At 41.5% G+C, this 24,923-nt stretch carries 23 protein-coding genes and 2 pseudogenes; 18 read left to right on the forward strand and 7 right to left on the reverse strand.

Translation table 11 applies throughout. The features are described from left to right. The first annotated feature begins 6 nt into the window (after window positions 1-6). The 3 genes from MKY77_RS06160 (at window position 7) to MKY77_RS06170 (ending at window position 3,590) form a co-directional block, all read left to right on the forward strand. Entirely contained in the window at window positions 7-1,248 is a 1,242-nt protein-coding gene (locus MKY77_RS06160) for an amidohydrolase (protein WP_339149378.1), read from the forward strand. Between the two features lie 50 nt (window positions 1,249-1,298). Further along, window positions 1,299-2,189: a DMT family transporter gene (locus MKY77_RS06165; RefSeq protein WP_339149379.1), complete on the forward strand. Its 891-nt coding sequence runs from the start codon at window positions 1,299-1,301 to the stop codon at window positions 2,187-2,189. 141 nt (window positions 2,190-2,330) lie between these two features. Then, window positions 2,331-3,590 (forward strand): ATP-binding protein, encoded by a 1,260-nt coding sequence (locus tag MKY77_RS06170; protein ID WP_339149380.1) that lies wholly within the window; start codon window positions 2,331-2,333, stop codon window positions 3,588-3,590. Between the two features lie 274 nt (window positions 3,591-3,864). Here MKY77_RS06170 and MKY77_RS06175 read toward each other — a convergent pair whose 3' ends face one another. Beyond that, window positions 3,865-5,466: a glutathione ABC transporter substrate-binding protein gene (locus MKY77_RS06175; RefSeq protein ID WP_339149381.1), complete on the reverse strand. Its 1,602-nt coding sequence runs from the start codon at window positions 5,464-5,466 to the stop codon at window positions 3,865-3,867. Window positions 5,467-5,839: 373 nt separating this feature from the next. Between MKY77_RS06175 and MKY77_RS06180 the strand changes: the two genes are divergently transcribed. The 5 genes from MKY77_RS06180 (at window position 5,840) to iadA (ending at window position 11,064) form a co-directional block, all read left to right on the forward strand. Beyond that, window positions 5,840-6,739: an ABC transporter permease gene (locus tag MKY77_RS06180; RefSeq protein ID WP_339149382.1), complete on the forward strand. Its 900-nt coding sequence runs from the start codon at window positions 5,840-5,842 to the stop codon at window positions 6,737-6,739. A 21-nt stretch (window positions 6,740-6,760) separates the two neighbouring features. Beyond that, window positions 6,761-7,687 (forward strand): ABC transporter permease, encoded by a 927-nt coding sequence (locus MKY77_RS06185; RefSeq protein ID WP_237664050.1) that lies wholly within the window; start codon window positions 6,761-6,763, stop codon window positions 7,685-7,687. A 16-nt stretch (window positions 7,688-7,703) separates the two neighbouring features. Continuing rightward, window positions 7,704-8,726: an ABC transporter ATP-binding protein gene (locus MKY77_RS06190; RefSeq protein ID WP_339149383.1), complete on the forward strand. Its 1,023-nt coding sequence runs from the start codon at window positions 7,704-7,706 to the stop codon at window positions 8,724-8,726. Continuing rightward, entirely contained in the window at window positions 8,719-9,732 is a 1,014-nt protein-coding gene (locus MKY77_RS06195; RefSeq protein ID WP_339149384.1) for a dipeptide ABC transporter ATP-binding protein, read from the forward strand. Before MKY77_RS06190 ends, MKY77_RS06195 begins: the two co-directional genes overlap by 8 nt. A 162-nt stretch (window positions 9,733-9,894) precedes the next feature. Next, window positions 9,895-11,064, forward strand: coding sequence for a beta-aspartyl-peptidase (gene iadA, locus MKY77_RS06200; protein WP_339149385.1), 1,170 nt, complete (start codon window positions 9,895-9,897; stop codon window positions 11,062-11,064). Between the two features lie 209 nt (window positions 11,065-11,273). Here iadA and MKY77_RS06205 read toward each other — a convergent pair whose 3' ends face one another. Further along, window positions 11,274-11,456 carry a hypothetical protein gene (locus MKY77_RS06205; RefSeq protein WP_339149386.1) on the reverse strand — a complete coding sequence of 61 codons (183 nt, stop codon included), beginning with the start codon at window positions 11,454-11,456 and terminating at the stop codon, window positions 11,274-11,276. Window positions 11,457-11,816: 360 nt separating this feature from the next. Here MKY77_RS06205 and MKY77_RS06210 point away from each other — a divergent pair, with 360 nt between their 5' ends. The 3 genes from MKY77_RS06210 to MKY77_RS06220 all read left to right on the forward strand — a co-directional run bounded on the left by MKY77_RS06210 (window position 11,817) and on the right by MKY77_RS06220 (window position 14,897). After that, window positions 11,817-13,238, forward strand: coding sequence for an alanine/glycine:cation symporter family protein (locus MKY77_RS06210; RefSeq protein ID WP_339149387.1), 1,422 nt, complete (start codon window positions 11,817-11,819; stop codon window positions 13,236-13,238). A gap of 117 nt (window positions 13,239-13,355) precedes the next feature. Then, on the forward strand, window positions 13,356-13,895 hold the full coding sequence (locus tag MKY77_RS06215) for a DinB family protein (RefSeq protein ID WP_339149388.1): 540 nt from the start codon (window positions 13,356-13,358) through the stop codon (window positions 13,893-13,895). Window positions 13,896-14,045: 150 nt separating this feature from the next. Continuing rightward, entirely contained in the window at window positions 14,046-14,897 is an 852-nt protein-coding gene (locus tag MKY77_RS06220) for a VOC family protein (RefSeq protein WP_339149389.1), read from the forward strand. Window positions 14,898-14,913: 16 nt separating this feature from the next. On the opposite strand, the pseudogene MKY77_RS06225 reads toward MKY77_RS06220, so the two are convergent. Then, window positions 14,914-15,097, reverse strand: a pseudogene (locus MKY77_RS06225) (IS5/IS1182 family transposase); the annotation flags it as partial. Between the two features lie 390 nt (window positions 15,098-15,487). Here MKY77_RS06225 and MKY77_RS06230 point away from each other — a divergent pair. Next, entirely contained in the window at window positions 15,488-16,489 is a 1,002-nt protein-coding gene (locus tag MKY77_RS06230) for a DUF3231 family protein (protein ID WP_339149390.1), read from the forward strand. 11 nt (window positions 16,490-16,500) lie between these two features. Here the strand turns inward: MKY77_RS06230 and MKY77_RS06235 are convergent, their stop codons facing one another. Both MKY77_RS06235 and MKY77_RS06240 read right to left on the reverse strand, forming a co-directional pair. Beyond that, window positions 16,501-17,394: a GNAT family N-acetyltransferase gene (locus MKY77_RS06235; protein ID WP_339149391.1), complete on the reverse strand. Its 894-nt coding sequence runs from the start codon at window positions 17,392-17,394 to the stop codon at window positions 16,501-16,503. A gap of 83 nt (window positions 17,395-17,477) precedes the next feature. Then, on the reverse strand, window positions 17,478-17,657 hold the full coding sequence (locus MKY77_RS06240) for a hypothetical protein (protein WP_339149392.1): 180 nt from the start codon (window positions 17,655-17,657) through the stop codon (window positions 17,478-17,480). Between the two features lie 152 nt (window positions 17,658-17,809). On the opposite strand from MKY77_RS06240, the gene MKY77_RS06245 reads away from it, so the two are divergent. Both MKY77_RS06245 and MKY77_RS06250 read left to right on the forward strand, forming a co-directional pair. Further along, window positions 17,810-18,502, forward strand: a complete 693-nt coding sequence (locus MKY77_RS06245) for a DUF1538 domain-containing protein (protein WP_339149393.1) — start codon at window positions 17,810-17,812, stop codon at window positions 18,500-18,502. After that, the gene (locus MKY77_RS06250; RefSeq protein WP_339149394.1) at window positions 18,499-19,224 is read left to right on the forward strand and encodes a DUF1538 domain-containing protein; all 726 of its coding nucleotides are present in this window, start codon (window positions 18,499-18,501) and stop codon (window positions 19,222-19,224) included. Before MKY77_RS06245 ends, MKY77_RS06250 begins: the two co-directional genes overlap by 4 nt. A 54-nt stretch (window positions 19,225-19,278) precedes the next feature. Here MKY77_RS06250 and MKY77_RS06255 read toward each other — a convergent pair whose 3' ends face one another. After that, window positions 19,279-20,247 carry a ring-cleaving dioxygenase gene (locus MKY77_RS06255; RefSeq protein WP_339149395.1) on the reverse strand — a complete coding sequence of 323 codons (969 nt, stop codon included), beginning with the start codon at window positions 20,245-20,247 and terminating at the stop codon, window positions 19,279-19,281. 203 nt (window positions 20,248-20,450) lie between these two features. On the opposite strand from MKY77_RS06255, the gene MKY77_RS06260 reads away from it, so the two are divergent. From MKY77_RS06260 to proC, 4 genes are all read left to right on the forward strand, one after another. After that, on the forward strand, window positions 20,451-21,719 hold the full coding sequence (locus MKY77_RS06260) for a hemolysin family protein (RefSeq protein ID WP_339149396.1): 1,269 nt from the start codon (window positions 20,451-20,453) through the stop codon (window positions 21,717-21,719). A 141-nt stretch (window positions 21,720-21,860) separates the two neighbouring features. Continuing rightward, window positions 21,861-21,989, forward strand: coding sequence for a hypothetical protein (locus MKY77_RS06265; RefSeq protein ID WP_339149397.1), 129 nt, complete (start codon window positions 21,861-21,863; stop codon window positions 21,987-21,989). 1 nt (window position 21,990) lies between these two features. After that, the gene (locus tag MKY77_RS06270) at window positions 21,991-22,983 is read left to right on the forward strand and encodes a sodium:calcium antiporter (protein WP_339149398.1); all 993 of its coding nucleotides are present in this window, start codon (window positions 21,991-21,993) and stop codon (window positions 22,981-22,983) included. Between the two features lie 84 nt (window positions 22,984-23,067). Beyond that, window positions 23,068-23,877, forward strand: coding sequence for a pyrroline-5-carboxylate reductase (gene proC / locus MKY77_RS06275; protein WP_339149399.1), 810 nt, complete (start codon window positions 23,068-23,070; stop codon window positions 23,875-23,877). A 184-nt stretch (window positions 23,878-24,061) separates the two neighbouring features. On the opposite strand, the pseudogene msrB reads toward proC, so the two are convergent. Beyond that, a pseudogene (gene msrB / locus MKY77_RS06280) lies at window positions 24,062-24,683 on the reverse strand (peptide-methionine (R)-S-oxide reductase MsrB). Window positions 24,684-24,923: the final 240 nt, after the last annotated feature.

Raw genomic sequence — 24,923 nt, forward strand, 5'->3', positions numbered from 1 at the left:
TAGGAAATGAAAGAGACATTTTGGCTAGTCAATGTAAAATTGGAGACAGGCTTCAGAACTTTAGAAAATGGTGCACATGAAACGGAGACAACCTTATATTCCATAAAGGTCGAAGAAGGTATCTTCAAGGAAATACAAGAACAGCCTTATGAAATACCAACTGGAGAGGTTAAGAAAGATGCATCGGGACTACTAGCCCTTCCTTCGTTCAAAGAGATGCACAATCATCTGGACAAGACATATCTTTCACTTGATTGGAAGGCACCCATCCCTGTAAAGAACCTGAAAGAAAGACTTCATCATGAAGCCCTTGAATTAGGGGAACTTGCGCCGACCACAAAGCAGCGTGCAAGTAAAATGATAGAGTTGATCCTGAGAAAAGGATCGACACATATACGCACACATGTAAATATCGATCCTTACATCGGGCTTAAAAACCTGGAAGGGGTAAAAGAAGCCTTAGAAGCCTATAAGGATTACCTCAGCTATGAGATTGTTGCCTTTCCGCAACATGGGATGTTGGAGCATAAAGAGGTCATTCCACTAATGAAGGAGGCCATGAGAACGGGAGCAACGATTGTAGGTGGATTAGATCCTGCAGGCATTGATAAGAATATTGAAAGATCACTATATGAAACAATGAACCTGGCTAAGGAGTTTAATGCAGAAATCGATATTCACTTGCATGACCATGGGCACGTCGGGTTCTATACAATTGATAAATTAGTTGAGATGGTGAAAGAGGCAAACTGGCAAAGCCGCGCAGCTGTCAGCCATGCGTTCAGTCTAGGTGATGTCCCTGAAACACAAGCACGGGAAATGGCAGAGCATCTTGGGGAAAATAATGTGGCCATCATGTCAACCATTCCAATCAATCGTGTCATTCCTCCAATAGATTTACTTGATCAATTTAACGTTCCTGTCCATTTAGGATGTGACGGCTTCTTCGATTCATGGGGACCATTTGGGAACGGGGATGTTTTGGAAAAGGTGAAACGTTACTGTGAAAGAACAAAGCGAATAGATGAGAAAACGTTAGCTTATTCCCTAAAGTGGGCTACCGGGGGCATGACGCCTCTTTCCACAAGTGGGGAAATGCAATGGCCAAAAATTGGAGATGAGGCGTCCCTGGTACTGATGGATGCATCATGTTCGGCTGAGGCGATCGCAAGGCTTCCAAAAAGAAAAGCGGTTTATTTTAAGGGCAAGGAAGTTTACCAAGATGAGTTCCATTTACAATATAGTTAATTTGTCAATTCCCACAGAAATGTGGGAATTTTTCTTAGGGGGCATGGAAGATGGCAAAAGCATATAGTTTATTATTGTTTTGTGTTCTGGTCTGGGGAAGTAACTTTGTAATCGGGAAGCTATTATTAGAAAGTTTTTCCCCTGGATTTACTACATTTGCACGGTTTGTAGCCATAGTTCTTGCTTTATTTTTATATGGAAAATGGAAAGGACTCTCTTTACGTTTCCCTAAATTGACGAAAAAGGATTTGTCTATCTTTGTTTTGTTAAGTACAGTCGGTGTTTTTATAAATCAATGGAGCTTCTTTATAGGATTACAGCATGCGGACTCCACTTCTGCAGCAGTAATACTGGCCATGACCCCTTTGATTACTTGTATCCTAGCTGCCATTTTCCTTCATGAAGTGTTTACAAAAAACATGGCATTCGGTTTGATTGTTGCTGCAATCGGAGTATTTATCGTGGTCGGAACCGGGGATGATGGAACATTGTTGAAGGTTGAAAAGGGATTATGGTGGATTGCACTCACTATGGTGACATTCTCTTTGTTGATTATACTAACAAGATTATTGTCTAGAAGAATGGAGGCATTCCCCCTTACTTTTCACTCCAATGTACTTGCTTTCATCATTTCCATTCCGTTTGCTTTATTAGAGCAGGAAAAAGCAGTAACTGCAGCTCCTGGAGCATGGATTCTATTAATAGTTACGGCAATTGTTGTCCATGGTTTCTGTAACCTTATCTGGAACAAGCAAATAAAGTATATAAATGCATCGAAAGCTTCAACCTTGACTAACTTAGAACCATTTGTTGCGATGATCTTAGGTTTCTTTCTTCTTAGTAAACCCATATTGATGACTCAAGTAATAGGAGCAATCTTCATTATTTGTGGTGTTATATTGTCTAATAAGAAGAGGACCAGGGGATATGCAGTTACTTAAATGAAGCTACTATTTTTATGCATCATCTACCAGCCGAGTGGGCTGGTTTTTCTTGTGTGACAAAAGAAGGAATAGATGATACGAAAAGCGAAGTATAAACTATAAAAAAGGTAGTAACTTCTTGGTGGTAGGGGCGTTGGTATGTTTGAAAATGTAGGGCATGTACTATATCACGTTTTAATTATTCTATTTCCGATCCTATTTTATTATCAGTTTCTGAATAAAGGTGTTATAGGGCAAAGCACGAAAGTTAATTATCGATTTCTTGTGACATTACTGGTTATGTTATTTTGTACGATGTCCTTTCCGATAGAAGTGACAGATGGTTCGTATTATGATCAAAAGATCATTCCGGTTATTTTGGCTTTTTTTTATGGGGGTTGGCTGATAGGGCTTGCTGTATTGGTTTCCATGCTTTATTACCTGTTTATTCTTGGAGAGAGCAATTTTCTAATAATGCTATTAAATTACTCGATTGTTACAGTGTTCTTAGTGGTGACAACAAAGATTTATCGGGATATGACAGTAAAGAGGAAAATAGTAAGTATATCCGTTTTGTTGTTACTAATCACTTCAACCAGGGCGTTGCGGTTCATTCATCGGGAGGAACCCAGTGAGATTTTCCTTGCTGTGATTGTTAGTTTAATAACTTGGGTCTCCTTGGTGACGTCTATTATGATTATTGAAAACCTTACGATGCAAATGCAGCTACAAAATCAATTGCAACGATCAGAAAAATTGAAAGTAGTAAGTGAGCTTGCGGCATCAGTAGCGCATGAGGTCAGGAATCCTATGACATCTACGAGAGGCTTTCTTCAGTTGATGAGCCAAGATGATAATCTAAATAGCGCCCAAAAGAGATATATTGATATCTCTATCGAAGAGCTGGATCGGGCTCAATCCATCATTCAGGATTATCTTTCACTGGCCAAGCCAAATAAGCACGGGATGGACAAGATCAATGTATCTCAGCAGTTGGAACATGTCATCCAGCTTATGTCCACTTATACTTCTTTTAATAACACAACCATTCGTCATGAGATAGAAGATGAATTATATATTAAGGCGAATAAGGATGAAATGAAGCAGGTTTTGATTAATTTAATCAAAAATGCGATTGAAGCTATTGATAAGCATGGAACAGTGACGGTGAAAGCCTCTAGCAGTCGAGGAACGGTTTTAATAGAAATCATAGATGACGGTGTGGGCATGTCGCCACATCAGGTGGCTAGATTAGGTACACCCTTTTATTCTACCAAGGATAAAGGAACTGGGATCGGTTTGACGATTTCTTTTCAGATAATTGAGTTGTTGCAAGGGAAGATGGAAGTGAAAAGTGAGATAGGGAAGGGAACGACTTTTACGATAAAGCTTCCGGCGGAAACTAGTGCAAGTAGCTAGTTTCTTTATTAAATAATTCTGTTGATTCCCGTTCCATACGCTTCGCTTTCCGCGGGCGGTCCGAAAGCCTCCTCACTGCGTTGGTGGCCCAATAACTACTCTTTTTTATGATTCCTAGCTGTGGATAGGAGTAAATGGGGTAGACTCATGCGGAGGAGTAGCGGCAATTGACCAATTGAGTAAAATTATAAAAGGTATATTTGTCCGTTTATCTTAACCATTCATTAGTGGAAACAAGAAAACCCCCGACTATCGCTAGTCGGGGGTCTTATCATTACTTAAGCTTCACACCGTGGAAGTAAGGGGTACCACTGAAGTCTACGAATAGGCCAGCTGCACCGTTTGTTCCATATACGAAGTCAGGATGTTGCAAGTAAACCATTGGAGCTTCGTCTACAAGGATCTCAGAGATCTCTTTGTATGCTTCGTCACGCTTTCCTTGGTCAGTCTCAGAACGAGCTAGGTCAAGTAACTCATCCACGCGGTCGTTCGCGTAGAAAGAACGGTTACCAGGAGCACCGAATGCAGAAGAGTGGAATAAAGCATATAGACCATAGTCAGCGTCAGCTGTTACAGTAGTCCAACCTAAGATGAATAGTTCGTGCTCACCAGCGCCAGTAGCGTCAAGGAATGCACCCCATTCGATCGTTTCGATTGTTACATCGATTCCGATTTGTTTCAATTGGTCTTGAACAAGAATAGCGATATCAGCACGCTCTTTAGAACCTTCGTTTACATAAAGAGTTGTTTCGAATCCGTCTTCGAACCCTGCATCAGCAAGCAATTGTTTTGCAGCTTCTACATCATAACCAAGTGGCTCAAGATCTTGGTAGTTACCAACAACTGTAGGAGCAAGAGGTCCTACAGCAGGTACACCTTGACCGTCAAGGATACCATCAACGATATCGTTTTTGTTTACTGCCATGGAGATAGCTTGACGAACCTCTTTAATGTTGAATGGTTCTTTTTCCATGTTGAATCCTAAGTAGTCCATACGAGTACCGCGAACACGAGTCAATTCGATTCCAGCACTTTCCATGCCTTCAACACGAGCTACGTCAGAAGCTCCTACTTGAATTACATGCGCTTCACCAGTTTCAAGCTGTGCTACACGAGTAGCTTGCTCTGCGTTCACTACGAATTTAATGGAATCAAGGGCAGGTGCGCCATTCCAGTAGTTTTCGTTTTTGTTTAATACGATTTCAGCACCACGGTTCCAAGATCCAAATACGAATGGACCAGTACCAACTGGGTTTTCGTCTACTTTCTTACCACCATTGTTCTCTTCTTCCATTGCAGAAGGAGCGATGATTGAACCAGCATTATGTGCTAAGTGAGCTGGTAGTGGAGCGAAAGGCTTTTCTGTTACAAATTGTACAGTGTGGTCATCAACAACATTTACTTCTTTAATCATGTTAAGTACAACTGCACGTGGAGATGCAAATTCAGGATCGATGATACGCTCGATCGTCATTTTTACAGCTTCTGCAGTAAAATCAGTACCGTCATGGAATTTAACATCATTACGAAGTTTGAATTCCCAAGTAGTTTCATCTACAGCTTCCCAAGATTCAGCTAAGGAAGGTACTACTGTTCCGTCTGCTTCATAAGCAGTCAAACGGTCGAAGATTTGAGTTGTTACGTTAGTTGTAGCAGTATCGTTCATTCCGTGTGGGTCAAGAGTTGGAGCGTCAGATGAAACAACATATACTAATTCTCCGCCTTCTTGTCCTGCAACTTCTTCACCATCACCAGAACCAGTGTTAGTGTTTCCGTTTCCGTTTGTCGGTGTGCTGCTGTTCCCGCCACTACATGCTGAAAGAACTAGCATAAGTGAAAGCAGAAGCATGAAAAACACATTCTTTTTTGCTTTCATGTAAAATTACCCCCCTGAAGATTTGTTTTGTGTTACAAGATTGTAATCAATGGATAAGCCATGATTGTTTATAATCATAATTCAAAAACTGAAAATTCACAAGAGTTGTTTTACAAGAAATTTTAACAAATTTATTATTTTTGTAATAATTAAAGATGAAAATCCAGTCAATATTACGTTTTTGTTAATTTTTCTATGCATATAATGAAAGGTAATTCTGTGGAAAAAATCTCTTAATCTTAAAATTAAGTATGCTAAGACTCTTTAAAACTATTGTAATATTACGAATTAATGGCTATTATAGTATCTAGTTGTGTTGAAAATTTAGAATTATTAAGATTGTTACAAAGAGATGAAGGGATGAGAAGAGCGTATGGATCAACCACAAGCACAAACGACAACAGGAGTTCCAGTTACTATCGAAAATACGAAGTCGGTTCGATGGAGATCTTTCTATAAGAAGCTGGCGAAAAATAAAGCTGCCATGGCTGGTGCCTTTATTATTATATTTGTTATATTGATGGGTATATTTGCCCCCTTACTTGCGACCCATGATCCAAATACAACCAATGTAATGAACAAGCTGCAGGGACCATCTGCTGAGAATTACTTGGGGACGGATGATGTAGGCCGTGATATTTTCAGTCGTTTGCTTTATGGTGCAAGAATTTCACTTGGTATTGGGTTTTTATCTACTATTTTAGGAGCAGTCGTTGGGGTCACACTCGGAATTGTATCCGGTTACTATGGTAGATGGGTAGACTCCTTGATTATGAGAATTTGTGATGTATTGTTGGCTTTCCCGGGAATCCTTCTTGCTTTGGCAATTGTAAGCGTTCTTGGAGCAAGCACTAGAAACGTTATCATTGCTGTTGCCTTTTATGCAATCCCGTCTTTTGCAAGGATTGTCCGCGGTTCTACATTAAGTGTGAAAAAGCTGGAATATATTGATGCCATCAAGGCGATGGGTGCGAAAGACTTTAGAATTATATTCAAGCATATCTTACCGAATATTATGTCACCGATTATTGTACAAGCAACATTATATATTGCTTCTGCCATTATTACGGCAAGTGCCCTTTCCTTCCTTGGGATGGGGACAAGACCACCGACTGCAGAATGGGGTGCGATGCTGAGTCAAGGGCGTTCTTATATTGCGCAAGCTCCGCACATCACATTATTCCCGGGATTGGTCATTTTGCTGGTCGTTATCGGATTCAACTTGATGGGTGACGGACTTCGTGATGCGCTAGATCCGAAAGCGAAAAAATAATGGAGAAGAAGGTGAACTAACATGTTTATATATATCATTCGAAGACTTTTCCAAACGATTCCGGTTATGTTTGGTGTAACGTTGGCAGTATTTATGATGATGCACTTGATTCCAGGTGATGCAGCCCAAATCATGGCGGGTGAGCAGGCGAACCCGGAACAAGTTGAAGCGATGCGTGAGAAATTGGGATTGAACGATCCGTTATATGTTCAATACTTCAGCTATATCGGAAATGCGATTCAAGGGGATTTGGGAACTTCCATCCGTACGAACCGCGATGTTACCTCGGAGATTTTTACAAGCAGGTTTTGGATAACAGTGGAATTGGCGATCTGGGGAACAATTTTATCTGTCATTCTCGGTTTGATTGCAGGTATTGTTTCCGCAACTAGAAAATATACCTTTGCAGATACATCTTTAATGATTGTTGCACTCTTTGGTATATCGATGCCTAACTTCTGGCTAGGTATCATGCTTATCTATTTCTTCTCCGTTAACCTCGGTGTCTTGCCGGTTGCCGGATGGGGGAACGATTGGAAGCAGATGATCTTGCCGGTCATCACACTTGGAACTGGCGGAGCGGCCATTATTGCGCGTATGACCCGATCCAGTATGTTGGACGTTATCGATCAGGACTATATCCGTACCGCTTACGCAAAAGGTGTAAGTGATAAATTGGTTATCTATAAACATGCACTGCGCAATGCGTTGATTCCGGTTGTTACTGTAGTAGGTTTGCAATTTGGCGGACTGCTTGGTGGAGCGGTAATCACAGAAACTGTATTTGCCATCAATGGATTGGGTAGATTGATCATCAATTCCATTACGATGCGTGACTTCCCGATGGTTCAGGGGACAATTCTTGTATGTACACTATTGTTCGTATTTGTAAACTTCCTGGTGGATATCACATACCGTTTAATTAACAAACGTATAGACCTTAACTAAAAGGACGGTGAAGAAAATGACAACTGCAAAGAAAGAAAAAATATTAGAGGTAAAAGGCTTGCGTACTTCCTTTTTTACAGATGAAGGCGAAGTAAAAGCCGTTGATGGTGTGGACTTTTCCATTGAAAAAGGGAAAACGCTTGGTATTGTAGGAGAGTCCGGATCTGGTAAAAGTATCACATCCCTATCCATTTTACGACTGCTTCAGGAACCTGTTGGTAGAGTGGTAGGCGGAGAAGTTATTTTCAAAGGGGAAAACCTTTTAGATAAAACGAAAAAACAGATGATGCAAATTCGCGGAAACAATGTATCAATGATTTTCCAAGAGCCGATGACATCCTTGAATCCTACATTGACCTGTGGAGAGCAAATTGCAGAATCTGTTCGTATTCACCAAAAGCTTGGCCGCAAAGCTGCTTGGGTGAAAGCAGTGGATATGTTACGTCTGGTTGGTATTCCATCTCCTGAGAAACGTGCAAAGCAATATCCATTTGAACTTTCAGGTGGAATGCGTCAGCGTGTCATGATCGCGATTGCACTTGCATGCAATCCGGAACTACTGATTGCCGATGAGCCGACAACTGCACTGGATGTGACCATCCAAGCTCAAATTTTGGAATTGATGAGAAAGCTTCAAGATGAGTTGGGCACGTCCTTAATGCTTATCACGCATGATCTCGGGGTAGTGGCTGAGATGTGTGATAAGGTTGCCGTAATGTATTGCGGGAAAGTGGTGGAATATGCAGATGTCCAGACCATCTTCTCAAGCCCGAAGCACCCGTACACGGTTGGTCTATTAAACTCGGTTCCAAAGCATGATCAGGATGTGGAAGGAGACCTGTCTGTAATTAACGGATCCGTTCCAAGCCCATTCAATCTGCCACAAGGTTGCCGCTTTGCTCCTCGCTGTCCGCATGCGAAGGACATCTGCCGCAGCACTCTGCCGGACTTGAAGGAAACAGAAGACGGCGATCAGGTTCGTTGCTGGATTTATTCAGATAAGTGGGAAGATGAGGAGGTTGCTGCTAGCCATGAGTAATCAAACATTATTAGAAGTAAAAAACCTTAAACAATACTTTCCTATTAAAGGTGGAATGTTCGGAAGGACGGTTAACCATGTCAAGGCAGTGGACGATATCAGTTTCTCCGTAAAGGAAGGAGAAACGGTAAGTATCGTAGGAGAATCCGGCTGCGGTAAATCCACGACTGGACGTGCCATCCTTCGCCTAGACAACCCTTATTCCGGGGAAGTAAGCTTCCAAGGGGAAGATTTACTTGCTTTAAACAAATCGCAGATGAGAAAGAAACGTAAGGATCTGCAAATTATTTTCCAAGATCCGTATGCCTCCTTAAACCCTCGTCAGACAGTAAGTCAGATCTTAGAGGAAGCATTGGAAATCCAGAATGTTGTACCTCGTAAAGATCGTCGCAAAAAAATTGTGGAACTGCTTGAAACGGTTGGGATTGGTGCCCATCAAGTTGACCGCCATCCCCATGAGTTCAGTGGTGGACAACGTCAGCGTATCGGGATTGCCCGGGCATTATCTGTTGATCCGAAGCTGATTGTCTGTGACGAAGCTGTATCGGCATTGGACGTATCCATTCAGGCACAGGTATTGAACCTGCTGAAAAGGTTACAACGTGAATTTAATTTGACGTACTTGTTCATCTCCCATGACCTCGGGGTTGTGCGTCATATTTCCGATAGAATCATTGTTATGTATCTAGGTAAAATTGTGGAGATTGCTGATAAAGACGCACTTTTTGCTAACCCACAGCATCCTTACACAAAAGCATTATTATCTGCTATACCTAGTACAGATCTTGGGAAGAAAAAAGAGCGTATCATCTTAAAAGGAGATGTTCCTTCTCCAATCGATCCACCTGCAGGGTGCCGCTTCCATACGCGCTGTCCATATGCATTCGATCGTTGCAGAACGGAAGAGCCGAAGCTTCATGGGATTCCTGGTGTCAACCAGCAATCTGCTTGCCACTTGGTGGAAGACGGAGCAGTTGATTTCTCGCAGTTAAAGACGAATTATTAATAGGTAATGGATAAGCCACTCTCAGCGGTTGTTATTGGGGGTGGTTTTTTGTTAGGAATGAGTTTGATTTGATTTCGGGGTGTGGCTACTGCTTAATCCAATTATCACGATGGGCCAAATAGGAGTAAGAACAGATAGATGGAAATAAGGGAGGCTTTTTACATGATTAAGTTATTGAAAAACGGTACTGTTTATAGTCCTGATTTTCTAGGGAAAAAAGATGTTTTAATTGTCGACAAGAGGATTGCGGCAATAGAGGATAGCATCCAATTTGAAGAAAGCGCTTATGTAGAAGTGCTCGATGTCGCAGGCCAGATAATCGTGCCAGGATTCATTGATAATCATGTCCACATCATGGGAGGCGGTGGCGAAGGAAGCTTTCGTACTCGCACCCCTGAGCTTGTTTTATCAGATGCCATCAAAGGTGGAATCACCACCCTTGTGGGGGTCATTGGAACAGATGGTACCACCAGGACGATGCCAAGCCTTATAGCAAAAGCTAAAGCGTTAAAAGAGGAAGGTATTAGTTGTTTCGTACATACAGGCTCCTATCAGGTTCCCGTCAAAACACTGACAGGTATGATTGAAGATGATTTAATATTAATTGATGAAATTATTGGAGTCGGGGAAATAGCCATTGCCGATCACCGTTCTTCTCAACCTAGTTATGAGGATATTGCAAAGATCGCTGCAGCTGCGCGGGTCGGTGGGATGCTTTCTGGTAAAGCTGGGATAGTGAATATGCATCTCGGGGATAGTGCGAGCAAGCTATCGATCATAGAAGAGGTCATCGAAAAAACTGAAATTCCATTACGTCAATTCTTACCCACACATATCAATCGTAACCGAGAGTTGTTTGCAGCTGGAATCAAATATGCCAAAAAAGGCGGCTATGTGGACTTTACCACTTCAAGTATTGCAAAGTTCCTTGAGCAGGGGGAAACAAAATGCAGTGTCGGTTTGAAAGAGATGCTTGATCAAGGTGTATCAATTAAACAGATTACATTCTCCTCCGACGGTCAGGCAAGCTTGCCTGAATTTGATGAAAATGGGGAATTTATAGGTTTGCAGTTAGGGAGGGTCACTTCTTTATACAATGAAGTGAAAGATGCTATCAGAGAACAGGGGGTACTGCCTGCAGATGCCTTGAAGGTTATTACAGAGAATCCGGCAAAAGTGTTGCGATTGGCATCCAAGGGAACGATTGAAGTAGGAAAGGACGCTGATCTTGTTGTTTTGAATGAATCGTCATTTGAAATAAATTCCGTAATCGCGCTTGGTCAGAAAATGATGTGGAATAAAAGACTGCTTGTAAAAGGAACATTCGAGTAAGCAAAAATAGTAGGACTTGCGAAAAGAGGAAGACAAGGTACAAAGATAACAGAAGCAGGAATGGCATGCTTAAAAAGGAAAAGCAGTATGGGTAGGCGGAAAATAGCCTATCATACTGCTTTATAATTTGTGTAAGCAGTATAAAGTCATCGTGCCGACTTTTACTAGTGAATAGCAACTATCTTTGAGAAAAGAGCCTTATATTTTGATTAAACGCCCATCTTTCTTCTGGTGTTGCTTGGTTTTTTCGTTTGCTGGCTTTTCATCTTCTGTGTGCCTTGTGGACCATTAAAGTTCCCTTTGCCACCTGAAGCCTGCTTCTTTTTGTTTTCTAATTGCTGTTTCATTGCTTCTTGCAAACTGATCTTCTTTGGTTGATTGTTTTCAGTCATTCTAACCCCTCCTAGTCATCAATGATAGTAGATTCAGTATAAACCATTTTTTCCAAGAAGGTAATAAGAAATTATACGTATAATAAATGAAGGGTGTTATTTCAGAAAATACAGAAAATATTTAATTCAGTAATTATTATTGAAACTATCTTAGTATAGTGATAAAGTTATAAAAGTATTATATAACACCTATTAATTCTATTGTCTGGTCTGTAATAGTTGGGGTAAGATCAGTGATAAAAGTATTTAATAGGAAAACTTTAAAGCTTTTCTATTAAATATTTTTATTGAAACAAATATTGGAAGCGTTGCCAGTAGGTTAGGTGTAGTATTGAAATTATAAGAAAAGGTGTGAACAGCATGATAGACACAATTATTGAATGGAGTAATGAAATTCTTTGGTCATACGTTCTAATTGCTTTATTGGTTGGCCTTGGGATTTTCTTTTCATTAAAGTCAAAGTTTGTCCAGTTTACTCAGCTCGGAGAAATGATGCGTCTCCTTAAAGAAAGTCCAACATCCAATGAAACGAAAAAACGAGTATCATCTTTCGGGGCTTTTTGTATTAGTGCAGCAACGCGAATAGGGACAGGTAACCTTGCGGGTGTCGCGATTGCCATCTCGCTTGGAGGTCCAGGAGCGGTATTTTGGATGTGGGTGGTAGCATTATTCGGTGCTTCCTTGAGTTTTATTGAGAGTACGCTCGCGCAAGTATATAAAGTGAAGGATAAGAGCGGCTTCAAAGGCGGACCAGCCTATTATATGCAAAAGGCAATGGGAGCAAGATGGATGGGGATCCTTTTCGCCGTCCTGATTACGTTCTGTTTCGGATTAGCATTTACTTCTGTTCAAGCGAACACCATCACCGTTGCGTTCCATGAAGCATTTGGAGTGAACCGCTTGGCACTTGGACTTGTGCTGGCGGCAATTGTAGCTTTGGTCATCTTTGGTGGAGTTAAGCGGATTGCCAAGGTTTCACAGGTTGTCGTACCTGTCATGGCTGTTTCCTATTTATTGTTGGCATTGTATGTCATTGTATTGAACATTGGAGAAATTCCTGGTTTGATTGGTGTCATCGTCTCCAGTGCTTTCGGATTTAACGAAGCGGTCGCTGGTGGAATCGGTGCTGCGATCATGAATGGTGTTAAACGAGGATTATTCTCCAATGAAGCCGGCATGGGTAGCGCCCCGGTTGCAGCAGCAACGGCAGACGTAAGTCACCCTGCCAAGCAAGGATTCATTCAGACACTTGGAGTCTTCGTCGATACGATCCTGATCTGTAGTGCAACAGCCTTCATTATCCTGCTAGCAGGCATTCCAGGTGGAGCGGAGATGGAAGGGATCCAGTTGACCCAGGTGGCACTGGCTGAACATGTAGGACCATGGGCGAGCATCTTTATCGCCATTGCTATTCTGTTATTCTGCTTCAGTTCCATTATCGGAAACTACTATTATGGAGAGTCCAATATTGAATTTATCAAAGAAAGCAAAGCTGCCACGATGATCTTCCGTTTTGCGGTGCTTGGGATGATCATTTTCGGTTCTGTTGCAAGCCTTAGCATGGTTTGGAATATGGCTGACTTGTTCATGGCATTGATGGCCATCACCAACCTAGTGGCATTGGCCTTTATCGGAAAGATTGCCCTTGCTGTGCTGAAGGACTATATGAAGCAACGTAAAGAAGGAAAAGATCCTGTATTCTATGCTAGTAACATTAAAGGATTAAAGAATACGGAATGCTGGGAAGATGAATCAACAAGTGTGGAAGAAAAAGGCGCGTGAGGCTTTTTAGGAAATGAGGCTACGGGATCCTGAGGGGATCCTGTGGCTTTTTTGTTTGGTGGTTGTATCTAAATGTAGAAGGTTTTTATACAAAAATGAAGAAGAGTATAAGGAGAAGTGAAATCCAATCATATAGGGGATGAAATGATGGAAGAACTACTTTTTAAACAGATGCATTTTGTGCGAAAAAGAACGATTGCTGCCTTGGATGCCACGACGGAGAAACTTGCGGATGAGATGCCGGGAGATGTGAAAAATTCAATCAGATGGAATCTTGGGCATATTTTTGTTTCTCAAGATACGTTGCTCTATCCGTTCATTGGGGAAGAACATCATGTACCTGAAAATTATCTTGAGTTGTTTAAAATGGGCTCAAGCCCCCATCATTGGGTGGAAGAAGCTCCGTCCTTGCAAGAAATCAGGAAGTATTTAGTGGACCAGCCAAGACGTATTCTAGCGGATTTTTCTGGTAAGCTTGAGGATCCTATTGAACGTCCGTTCAAACTGGGAGACTATGAGCTTTCCACACTTGGGGAGCTTCTGAGCTTTGCAATCTGGCATGAGGGGTTGCATCAAGGGACCATAAATACAATTAAGCGAACAGTTGGAACAGAGGACCTTTGGAGCAAAGTGAAAGAGGAAATTCAGCCGGTATAGAAAGATGGAATGTAGGGTCTGGCTCGTATTTAAAGCCAGACCCTTTATTAACAGATAGAAAATAACTGTATGCAAATTGGAATTAATGCGGTAAAATATCTTAAATTCAAGATATTTAGTTTCGAGTGAAAATTAAGGAGGCAGTTATAAATGAAACATTTTCATCAAAGTCCTACCACTTATGTGGGGGAGGTTATGATAAAAGTAGAAAATCTTCAACGCTCCATCGAATTTTATACTAATGTTATCGGTTTTAAGGTATTGGAACATACAGAATCCAAAGCGGTGTTCTCTGCAGATGGGCAAACACCACTTTTGACCATTGAACAACCAAAGGGTATCAAACCAAAACAGCCACGGACAACAGGCCTTTATCACTTTGCATTACTTTTGCCATCAAGAGCGGATCTTGGAAGCATCATACACCACTTCATCGACAATGGTGTCCGCCTGCAAGGCGCATCAGATCATCTTGTGAGTGAGGCCCTGTACTTGTCGGATCCTGATGGAAACGGTATAGAAATCTATAGAGATCGTCCTGCTGAGGAATGGAATTGGAACGGATCGGAAGTGGAGATGGCATCCATTGCGCTAGACGTGGAAGAACTGTTAAAAGAGGGGAAAGATACACCGTGGGACGGTCTTCCTGAAGCGACAGTGATGGGACATATTCATCTGCACGTTTCTGGGCTAAAGGATACAGAGCATTTTTACACGGAAGGGCTAGGGTTTGAAGTTGTTACTCGCTATGGGGCTCAGGCTTTGTTTATATCCACTGGACGTTACCATCACCATATCGGTCTTAATACATGGAATGGAGTGGGGACCTCTGCACCAGCAGGTAACACAGTAGGTCTGGAATGGTTTTCCTTGATGTTTTCAAGTGAAGAAAAGAAACTGGCTGCAGTTGAGAGATTAACCTCATTAGGCAGTGAAGTAGAAAGAGTAGATGGCGAATATTTCGCAAAGGACCCTTCAGGAAATAAAATAAAATTGGTTTAAAAGGCAAGCAGACTTCCAAACGTATAGGTGGTATTGCCTTGCGGCTTTTATCTAGACAATATTTTGTTTTTAATTCTTCATAGATAAAGGAGAAGTCTACCAGTTCATTTATTTGACGGAGAATGTTTTGTTTGGGGACTACGATATCATAAATTGCTCGAAAATGGACTAAGCTCAAAGGATGCTTGATTTGATATCATTCGTTGAAAACCACCTATTAACGTTATTTATTAATAGTATAAAACAAAAAAACAGGAAAAGTATGATTGAAATCAACTTTCTTCTGCTTTTCAAAATGAGTATTTTTAGCGTAAATGGTGTCCTTAGCTGTAGCTTGGAACAAAAGGCGTAGACTCCAGCGGGGGAGTAGCGGCAATCTTGAGACCCCGCAACGAAGTGAGGAGGCTCAAGGTCGCCCCGCGGAAAGCGAAGCGCCTGGAACGAAGATCAACAGGTAAATGCAATTCTAAAGATTATTAGAGTTTGTCGACAATCTAAGACTTCCAATAGGGAGTCTTTTTTTACAATTGAATAAATAAAGGATACAGTACACATCCTAAAATTAACTACGTATAAAATGGGAGTATTCTATGAAGGAACATAACATACAACTGACAACGCCGGAAATCGCCGCTTTATGGACGACTTACATACAAAATAGTGCAACAATTTGCTTTTATAAGCACTTTCTTCAACGGATTGAAGACTCGGAAATTCAACGTGTAGTAAAGGAGTCTTTGTACTTAGAAGAAAGATATAATGAGGAAATCAAAAAAATCTTTATAAAGGAAGGATTTCCGGTACCAGATGGGTTTTCAGATAAAGATGTAAATCTGTCAGCTCCTCCATTATATACGGATCTTTTTGCCCTGAGCTTCGCGTATAGGGTAGGTCAGATGACAGTCCCATATTATGCCTCTGTATTGACGAAAATTGCAAGGAGCGACGTGGTCGCTTTTTTCAGCGAGTGTTTGAAAACTTCAACTAAACATTACAAGAATGCTCTTAATTTGATGCTTGCTAAGGGCATTTATGATAGGCCACCAAAAATTCCCTATCCAAAGAATGTGAAGTATATCCAAGAGCAACAGACCATCCTCGGCACGTGGTTTGGTGACAAAAGGCCATTAAATGTGATGGAGCTTGGTGAAATCTTTTATGTGATTGAACGGAATTATATAGGGATGGTCATGTTATTGGGACTGATTCAAGTCATGAGGGACCAAGAGATCAAGGTGTATTTGGAAAAAGGAAAGAAGCTTGCAAAGAAACAGGTGGAAGTATTCAATAATGTACTGAAGAAGGAAGACCACCTGGGTAATATTCCGGTCAGCCTGGAGGTAACAGATTCAACGGTTTCACCGTTTTCAGATAGGCTTATCCTGTTTCTTATTACCACCACAAGTTCTGCAGGATTATATCTTTTGGCATATGGCATGTCCACTGCGATGCGCAAAGACCTTGCCATGCACTATTCTACCATTATCTTGGACGTAGCGAAGTATGGGGAAGAAGGGTTGGAAATGCTTATAAAACGGGGGTGGATGGAACAACCACCGCAATCTGTGAACAGAAGGAAGCTGCAGGAATAAAAAGCTGAAGGTCAGACGCGGACCTTCAGCTTCTTTTCGAAATAATGGAGTTCATCAGCAAGATGGAAACCGGCCTTTTGATAAAGTCTAATGGCATGATAATTAGTGGCATTCACACATAATTGTAGCTCTTCCATCCCCTTATATGAAAAGATCCAAGCAATTGCGCTTTTCAATAGATCAGCCCCAATTCCATTTCCCCTAAACCGTTCATCCACTGCAAAGAATTCAATGCTGGCCTCTGAGAATTCAGGCTCGACTTCCGCATAGATGTAACCGGCCAAGCTGTCTTCTTTTTCATAAACAAACACTTTCCGATGTGCATTCAGACGGTGAATGATCTGTTCACCACTGTAGTATGTATCAGGAAAGTTTAGGTCGTGAAGACGCACCATTTCGCAATAGAAATGAACAGGCAGTTCGGGCATCATAGTTTCTTGAGCAAAGATGAAGTCATTTCGTTTCATGGTCAGAATAGCCTGTTCACTTTGTTTTGTGAAATTAAAATCTACTGCCAATGTCATGGCCATTTTATTCTCCTTGTTGGGAAACATGCAAAGCTTTTCCACCACAGAAGGTAAAATGGACAACATCTTCTTAAACAATAATGGCACTAGTTCATTCTGATTGTTAGCTACAAAAGGCCCCCAAATCTCTGCTGATCTGTGCTCGAGGTCAGCATCAAATCCGAGGACACCAACTAATGTTTCACCCTTGTAAGCTACAACGAAAGCTTTTTCAAATGGGATATCTGTAATATCATTTTTCAATGAGGAGGCGATCTCTTCCTTTTGCCTTCCACAATAACCGATGTGGCTTTGTGCTTGTCCATTGAACATAGAAATGAAAGTGGCCACTTCTTCTATTGAATCCCTTGTAGGAAACACAAATACTGTTTCATACATTTCATATCTCACCCCATATAAAAAGCCCAGAGTGTGCACGGCTCCAGGACTTTTCAGATTATTTACAATTATAACACAGATGATTATCGGTTTATAAGGTTTCTTATCCCTCGATAGATTAAGGCAAGTGAGAATACTAGAACAGTAATGACGCCCAGAATACTAGTGATCGGCTCAAGAGCAGCAAACGTTCCTGTCATTGGTACTCTAAGAAGCGCAAAACCTGCTAGCATGGCTGCAAAAAACAGAAGAATTCTTTCCATGTGACACCCTCCTTTCCCTTTGCTAACACTATATGTGTATAGGCTCTGAAATGTCAGCGTTTACAATAGATTTCTTTTTACATTCCGTTGTTAGGGAATGGGAATATTAGGGTAAAAGAGTAAAAAGAGATAGGAAGAGTGGGAGTGAGGAAATGGAGGATATCAAAGATTCGATTAAGGAATCTTTTCTGGCAATATTACCAGTTTCAATGGTAATTGTCTTACTGCAAGTGTTCTTGATTGGGCTTCCTTTCGAGAAATTCTTGTTATTTATCATTGGTTTGTTGATGGTGACATTTGGGTTGATGTTTTTTTTGATGGGGGTCAATATTGGTCTATTACCTGTAGGGGAGATGATCGGAAAGGCTCTTCCGAAGCCAAAGAAGAAGTGGCTGATCATCCTAGTAGGATTATTGTTGGGGGTGGCTGTCACAGTGGCAGAGCCCGATGTGCGAGTGCTGGCAACACAGGTGGACGAGGTATCCGAGGGCAAAATCACCTCCACCCTCCTGATTCTTTCGGTTGCACTTGGAGTGGGGATATTTGTGGCGTTGGCGATGGTAAGAACCATTTATAAAATAAAACTCCCTTACCTATTAATGCCTGCTTATCTTCTTGTTTTCATCATTGCATTTTTTACCCCGGAGACATTTGTTCCAATTTCCTTCGATGCTGGCGGGGTGACGACAGGACCCCTGACAGTCCCTTTTATTCTAGCGTTAGGGGTCGGAGTTGCATCTGTCATGAGAAAAGGCGAATCCTCCAGTGAAGGATTTGGATTGGTTGCATTGGCTTCCATAGGTCCTATAATTGCAGTTCTATTATTAGGGGTGATCTATCAATGATACATGATATCTTTGAGGGCTTTGGAGAGCTACTGATTGAGGTAACCTTCGCCTTAGTTCCATTACTGGTCTTTTTCCTGATCTTTCAATTCATTTTCTTGAAACTGGACTGGGATAAGCTGAAAAAAATACTGCTTGGTTTTGGGTTTTCTTACATAGGACTGGCCCTGTTCCTCCAAGGTGTACATATCGGTTTCATGCCCGTAGGAGAAAAGATGGGAGAAAGTCTTGGGGAAATGACGCACTCTTGGATACTGATTCCAATCGGATTTGTACTGGGCTTTGTGGCCACGATAGCAGAGCCGGCTGTAAGGGTGCTGAATAAAGAGGTAGCGGATGTTACGGAAGGATACATCTCCCAAAAAGCGATGCTACTGACGCTTTCTGTAGGAGTAGGAGTAGCAATTTCCCTGTCCATGCTCAGGATTCAATTCAATTTTTCCATCTGGTATTATATAATTCCTGGATATCTGATCGCATGTATCTTACTGTTTTTTACAAAAAAGATATTTGTGAGTATCGCCTTTGATTCCGGGGGAGTGGCAACCGGACCGATGACAGTTACCTTTATTTTGTCGATGGCGGTAGGAGTGGCTTCTGTGACGGAGGGAAGTGATCCTTTGACGGATGGTTTTGGAATGATAGCACTTGTTGCATTGGCACCTATAATCTCTGTGCTTGTGTTGGGGATCATCTATAAGAAGGAAGTGGAGAAAAACTAAAAGGAGATATTTAATTTGGGAGAGCCCAGACAGCTCTCTCCCATTTTTGATGATTCAATTGATATCAAGTGGTCTCAGGCTTGCTTCAATTTCGGCTCTTTTTGGCTCCAAGAAAGGTGGAAGTGCGAGTTGCTCTCCCATGCTTTCAAGCGGCTCGTCGACAGTGAACCCTGGGGTGTCAGTGGAAAGCTCGAACAGGATGCCATTTGGTTCCCTGAAATAAAGAGCTTTAAAGTAATGTCTCTCCACTTCACCAGAATTTGGGAGACGTGTTTGTCTGACTCGCTGCACCCATTGGTTGAACTCTTCTATATTCGGAATCCGAAATGCGACATGGTGCACGCCACCTCTGCCGATTTTTTCGGCTGGTAGATCTGGTCTAGTTTCGAGATGGACTTCCGCGCCTGATCCACCTTTTCCGGTTGCATATACCTCAATTGCCGGAAAATCCCCTTTGAGAGATGGATACGACCCCACATGACGGAAGCCAAGGACATTGGTTAAAATGGTGGCTGTAGGAGGTGAGGATTTGACTGTCAACGTCACCGGACCCAGCCCTATGATCGCGTGCTCCTTTGGTATGTCATTTTTCACCCAGGGTACACCCGCACTTACCCCCTCTTCCTCATTATCAGCTACAAGAATCAGCTTTGTTCCTTCGTAATCCTCGAATGCCAATGTATCCCGATTTGCTCTTTTTTCAATACCGCCATGCTTGACATCCAAGGAAGAAAAACGATGCTTCCAAAAGAGAAGAGATTCGGTAGTCGGTACTCTTAATGATGTGGAAGAAATGCTAGAAACCCCTTCGTGTGTCCTGCCGAGCCCTGGTATGTCAAAAAAGGTGATCTCAGTACCCGGATTTCCTTCAGCGTCCCCATAGAATAGGTGATAAGAGGAAGTGTTATCCTGATTCACCGTTTTCTTAACAAGTCGCATACCCAATATTTCGGTGAAAAAATGATAATTCTTTTCTGCTTTTGCTGTTAATAATGAGACGTGGTGTAAACCTAATAGTTCCATAGGTGGTTCACTCCTTATATATAAATGGTTTTGAATAAATATCTCGAATTCAAGATAATTATATCATGAAGATTTAGGTTGCGCAATCTGATGTAAATAATTTGAAAAATACAAATTATTTAGGTATTTTTTTCATTTTTATTGCTAAATTTCCCGTTTCAAAATATATTTATTATATATATATGTAGGAGAGTGATGAGAACTTGGATAGTATACCCTATGACTCGATAATTTTATTAGGGGCATTGTTAATATTATCAGGATATTTTTCAGCATCTGAAACAGCTATTACGAGCGTAAATAAAGTGCGACTCCGTAATCAAGCAGAGAACAACAATGCAAAAGCAAAACGATCTTTAAACATGGCGGAGAACTTTGATCAAAGTATTTCCACTATTCTAATCGGTAATAATATCGTTAATATCGCGATGGCGGCAATTGCTACTAATATTGCTACCCAGCTCTATGGAAGCAGTGGCAGTACACTTGCAATTACGACAGCGATTATTACTGTAGTAGTCCTTGTTTTTGGTGAGATTTTGCCAAAATCTTTAGCAAAACAATATGCAGAAAAATATTTACTTTTAATATCTGCCTCTTTAATGACAGTCATGAAGCTCTTTTATCCAATTACATGGTTGTTCGTTCAACTAAAAGTAGGCGTCAAGAAACTTCTTGGTGCAGATAGGGATGAACCTACTGTAACAGAAGAAGACGTGATAGCAATGGTGGAAATTGGAGAAGAAGAAGGGACTTTTCTCACACAAGAACGAGAATTGCTTCATAATGCCATAGCGTTTGATGATATCGTCGTGAAAGATATCCTGACGCCAAGGCCTGATGTAGTAGCCATCTCAGAGGATACGTCTATTGAAGAAATCAAAGACATTTTTATAAAAGAACAATATTCACGTTTACCTTTGTATGAAGGATCCATTGATAATATAATCGGAGTCATTTCACATAGAGACTTTTTCGCACAATATGTCCAAAATCCTGAATTTACTTTAAAGGATATTGCCCGCAGTCCATTTTTTGTAATCGGTTCTGCTAAAATTTCGAACCTATTGAAGGAGCTGCAAACCTCCCAAAACCACCTTGCCATTGTGCTTGATGAATACGGGGGAACAGCAGGAATCATCTCGATAGAAGATATCATTGAGGAAATTGTCGGGGAAATATGGGATGAGCATGACGAAAATGAAAACTTGGTGGAAATTCTTGATGAATTGAAATTCCGGATGGATGGACGTCTGCCTGTCGAAGAATTCACGGAGCTATTGCAACTTGAAGTAACAGAATCGACAGCCAACACATTAGGAGGCTGGATCTCCGACATGCTCGGTTACCTTCCAAAAAAAGGAGAGCGGGTTGATTGTGAAACCTTCGTCATCCATATTGAAGAAGTGAAGAAACATCGGATTCAAAAAGTAGTTGTGGAAAAAAACGTTGATATCGTTTTTTCTGCATAATTTTATAGAGGGTCCTGGCATCGATAAGTGATGCTAGGGCCTTTTTTATGACAAAAGTTTGCCCCATTTGCTTGATAAAAGGTCCCAAAATCACTTCTCCTTCAACTAAGTTACATTCTTCTTCAAAAAGGGAATAACAAAATGGAAACACTACCAATATCTGTTGCTTTAAAAGCTGCACCTTTGAGGGAAATTAAGGCATGTTCTATTTTTAAGAGTGTTTTGGATACAAAAGCCTTTATTAAGCCGACAGTAGAAAGAGGAATGTAAATTGGTCTATTTATTATTTATTATCAGTGTGATTGTAACCGTTGGTGTGGCTGTTAAACTTTCCAAATATGCAGACATCATCAGCAAGAAATCTAAAAATGGTGGAGCGTTTTTAGGAGCTGTCTTACTAGGTGGAGCAACGTCGCTACCGGAAATAACGACAAGCTATACAGCTGCTATTATCAATAATCCAGATCTTATTTTAGGTAATATTCTGGGAAGTAACCTTTTCAATATGCTGACCTTGGCTTTTATCAATATTTACTTTATCAAGAGGAGAATTTTTCAGCATAAGACGAAAGAGCACGTATTTACAGCGCTCGTAGGACTGATCCTTTCCATTTACCTCTTGGTGGGGCTGCATATTAAATCAGGTTTTCAGGTGTTTGGAATCGGATTGGATTCCATATTACTTTTAGCGGGATATGGTTTGGGGATGTTCTTTCTCTCCAGGATCCAAGTACCGGAAGTTCCACTCAATACCACCAATGTAAAAAAGGAAATCGATTACTCATCCATTTCAATGAAGCGGACTGTATCTTTCTTTATCCTTAGCTGTTTCCTTATCATGGCGTTTGGAACGATCCTAACGGTGACAGGGGACAGAATAGGGGAAATGACAGGTTTGGGTTCAAGCTTTGTGGGGATGTTTATGATCGCCGTTACCACCTCATTGCCTGAAGTGGTAAGCTGCATCGTTGCAGTACGCCTAGGAAATCCGGGACTGGCCATTGGAAGTGTATTGGGGAGCAACCTGTTCAATCTGTTCGTACTTGGCAGTTCGGATATATTTTACAGAGGAGGGCTATTGCTCTCATCGGTGGAGCTGTTCCATTATATATCCACGATCACCTTGATAATCATGAACTTTATTGTTTTATATACGATGCTTCATCGGACAAAAGCGAAGCAAGCACCAAGCTATCTCATCATATCTATTGCGATTATTTTACTTTATGTGACCAATAGCCTTTACCTGTTTATTAGTCCATAACCAACAGCTATCCCTTCAAATGGGGTAGCTTTCTTTATTATGGTTCTATATAATTCAAGGCAGAACAATTAGGAAGTGATATTAATGAATAGGAAAATTGGATTTATCGGTTGCGGAAAAATGGCTGAGGCAATCATTGGAGGGCTAATCAAGTCTGAATTGGTGCCAGCCCGCCAAATATCTGCCAGTGCTAAAACGATTTCTACGGTTGAAAAGGTAAAAGAAAAATACGATATTAATGCAACAATACATAATAAGGAAGTGGCGAAGGAAGCAGATATGCTGATCTTGGCTGTAAAGCCTGATCTTCATAAAGAGGTAATAGAGGAAATGAAGGATGTAGTAAAAAATGAGGCTGTCATTATCACCATTGCTGCTGGTATAACCCTGGATTTCCTTGAAACATCTTTCCGGAAAAAAGTGAAAGCAGTACGTGTCATGCCCAATACACCATCCCTGGTAGGGGAAGGCATGAGCGCGATTTGCGCGAATGAAGCAGTTAAAGGGGAAGAGCTGCAGGATGTTATTCGACTCTTTGAAAGCTTCGGTAAAGCGGAGGTCCTACCCGAAAAACTGATGGATGCTGTTCCTGCTGTCAGTGGTTCTTCACCTGCGTATGTATATATGTTCATTGAAGCATTGGCGGATGGGGCGGTCCAGCAGGGTATCTCACGGAGTCAGGCATACACGATGGCAGCACAGGCCGTACTCGGTGCAGCAAAAATGGTGCTTGAAACAGGCAAGCACCCGGCTGAGCTGAAAGACAATGTATGTACTCCAGGGGGAGCGACAATTGAAGCGGTGACAACATTGGAAAAACACGGCTTCCGATCTGCATTGGTCTCTGCGATGGAAGCCTGTACGGTAAAATCAAAAAAACTGAAAGATAGCTAATGATCAAACTTTCATTTCCATTTAACTGTTGATCTACGTTCCAGGTGCTTCGCTTTCCTGCAGGCGGTCCGGAAGCCTCCTCGGGCATTCGCCGTGCGGAGTCTTCCATGTCCCTTTCTCCCGCTGGAGTCTGCGCGCCTTCCACTGCAATCAACTTGGTTCTCCAAGCAATGGGTGTTTTCACTTATTCAAATAAATGTAGAAATTCCCCGTAGCCTTCTGCTTTCATATCGTCTACCGGGACAAAACGGAGCGCAGCGGAGTTCATGCAATATCTTAAACCAGTTGGGTCCGGTCCATCTTCAAATACATGACCCAAATGGGCATTTCCAAGCCTGCTGCGTATTTCGTTTCGAACCGAGAAAAAGCCCAGGTCCTCAAGCTCCACTATATTTTCTTTCACCAAAGGCTTGGTAAAACTCGGCCAGCCAGTGCCTGAGTCATATTTATCGGTTGAACTGAACAGCGGTTCTCCGGAAATAAGATCCACATATATACCTTCATCTTTGAGATCCCGTTCCTATATCCACAAACTGTCCGCCATCATCAGTCGGATCGACCTGTCTCCAAAATACCTCCAATAATGTATCATAATCCAAAACAGTAGGATTGTACGCAATCATGACAGCCTCAACATGTCCTGTCTCCCCTGTAGTAACTTCATTGTACGAAGGGTTCACTTTATCTCCACCGGTATATCCTGTTACAACCTCATACACTCCCGGCAATTTCTCAAAGGGGGGCTCCATGCACCAGAAACATCCACCAGCAAAGGTGGCATAGGCAATATTGTCACTTTCCTTCATTTCATATGGAATACTCCCGACAGATTTCTGGGTTACAATTGCATATATTTTGGGTATGAAGAAATAGGCAACAAGACAAGCAATCAAAAGAAGACCCCAGAATTTTATACTCATCACAGATTCCCTTTCCAACTTTAGTTAAACTAATTATATCGTATGCCTCTCGGTGCCACTAATCATGATATGCTTCTTCAATATTTTCCAAGCTTTGATTTATAGCAGATTCTATATTAAGATTGT

Origin of the sequence: Sutcliffiella sp. FSL R7-0096, from assembly GCF_038595065.1 — a bacterium.
GTDB lineage: Bacteria > Bacillota > Bacilli > Bacillales > Bacillaceae_I > Sutcliffiella_A.

Excerpts from the sequence above, each read along its gene's own strand:
- MKY77_RS06160 (WP_339149378.1), top strand. The coding sequence starts at position 7 with ATGAAAGAGACATTTTGGCTAGTCAATGTAAAATTGGAGACAGGCTTC.
- MKY77_RS06165 (WP_339149379.1), top strand. The coding sequence starts at position 1,299 with ATGGCAAAAGCATATAGTTTATTATTGTTTTGTGTTCTGGTCTGGGGA.
- MKY77_RS06170 (WP_339149380.1), top strand. The coding sequence starts at position 2,331 with ATGTTTGAAAATGTAGGGCATGTACTATATCACGTTTTAATTATTCTA.
- MKY77_RS06175 (WP_339149381.1), bottom strand. The coding sequence starts at position 5,466 with ATGAAAGCAAAAAAGAATGTGTTTTTCATGCTTCTGCTTTCACTTATG.
- MKY77_RS06180 (WP_339149382.1), top strand. The coding sequence starts at position 5,840 with ATGGATCAACCACAAGCACAAACGACAACAGGAGTTCCAGTTACTATC.
- MKY77_RS06185 (WP_237664050.1), top strand. The coding sequence starts at position 6,761 with ATGTTTATATATATCATTCGAAGACTTTTCCAAACGATTCCGGTTATG.
- MKY77_RS06190 (WP_339149383.1), top strand. The coding sequence starts at position 7,704 with ATGACAACTGCAAAGAAAGAAAAAATATTAGAGGTAAAAGGCTTGCGT.
- MKY77_RS06195 (WP_339149384.1), top strand. The coding sequence starts at position 8,719 with ATGAGTAATCAAACATTATTAGAAGTAAAAAACCTTAAACAATACTTT.
- iadA (WP_339149385.1), top strand. The coding sequence starts at position 9,895 with ATGATTAAGTTATTGAAAAACGGTACTGTTTATAGTCCTGATTTTCTA.
- MKY77_RS06205 (WP_339149386.1), bottom strand. The coding sequence starts at position 11,456 with ATGACTGAAAACAATCAACCAAAGAAGATCAGTTTGCAAGAAGCAATG.
- MKY77_RS06210 (WP_339149387.1), top strand. The coding sequence starts at position 11,817 with ATGATAGACACAATTATTGAATGGAGTAATGAAATTCTTTGGTCATAC.
- MKY77_RS06220 (WP_339149389.1), top strand. The coding sequence starts at position 14,046 with ATGAAACATTTTCATCAAAGTCCTACCACTTATGTGGGGGAGGTTATG.
- MKY77_RS06230 (WP_339149390.1), top strand. The coding sequence starts at position 15,488 with ATGAAGGAACATAACATACAACTGACAACGCCGGAAATCGCCGCTTTA.
- MKY77_RS06235 (WP_339149391.1), bottom strand. The coding sequence starts at position 17,394 with ATGTATGAAACAGTATTTGTGTTTCCTACAAGGGATTCAATAGAAGAA.
- MKY77_RS06240 (WP_339149392.1), bottom strand. The coding sequence starts at position 17,657 with ATGGAAAGAATTCTTCTGTTTTTTGCAGCCATGCTAGCAGGTTTTGCG.
- MKY77_RS06245 (WP_339149393.1), top strand. The coding sequence starts at position 17,810 with ATGGAGGATATCAAAGATTCGATTAAGGAATCTTTTCTGGCAATATTA.
- MKY77_RS06250 (WP_339149394.1), top strand. The coding sequence starts at position 18,499 with ATGATACATGATATCTTTGAGGGCTTTGGAGAGCTACTGATTGAGGTA.
- MKY77_RS06255 (WP_339149395.1), bottom strand. The coding sequence starts at position 20,247 with ATGGAACTATTAGGTTTACACCACGTCTCATTATTAACAGCAAAAGCA.
- MKY77_RS06265 (WP_339149397.1), top strand. The coding sequence starts at position 21,861 with ATGGAAACACTACCAATATCTGTTGCTTTAAAAGCTGCACCTTTGAGG.
- proC (WP_339149399.1), top strand. The coding sequence starts at position 23,068 with ATGAATAGGAAAATTGGATTTATCGGTTGCGGAAAAATGGCTGAGGCA.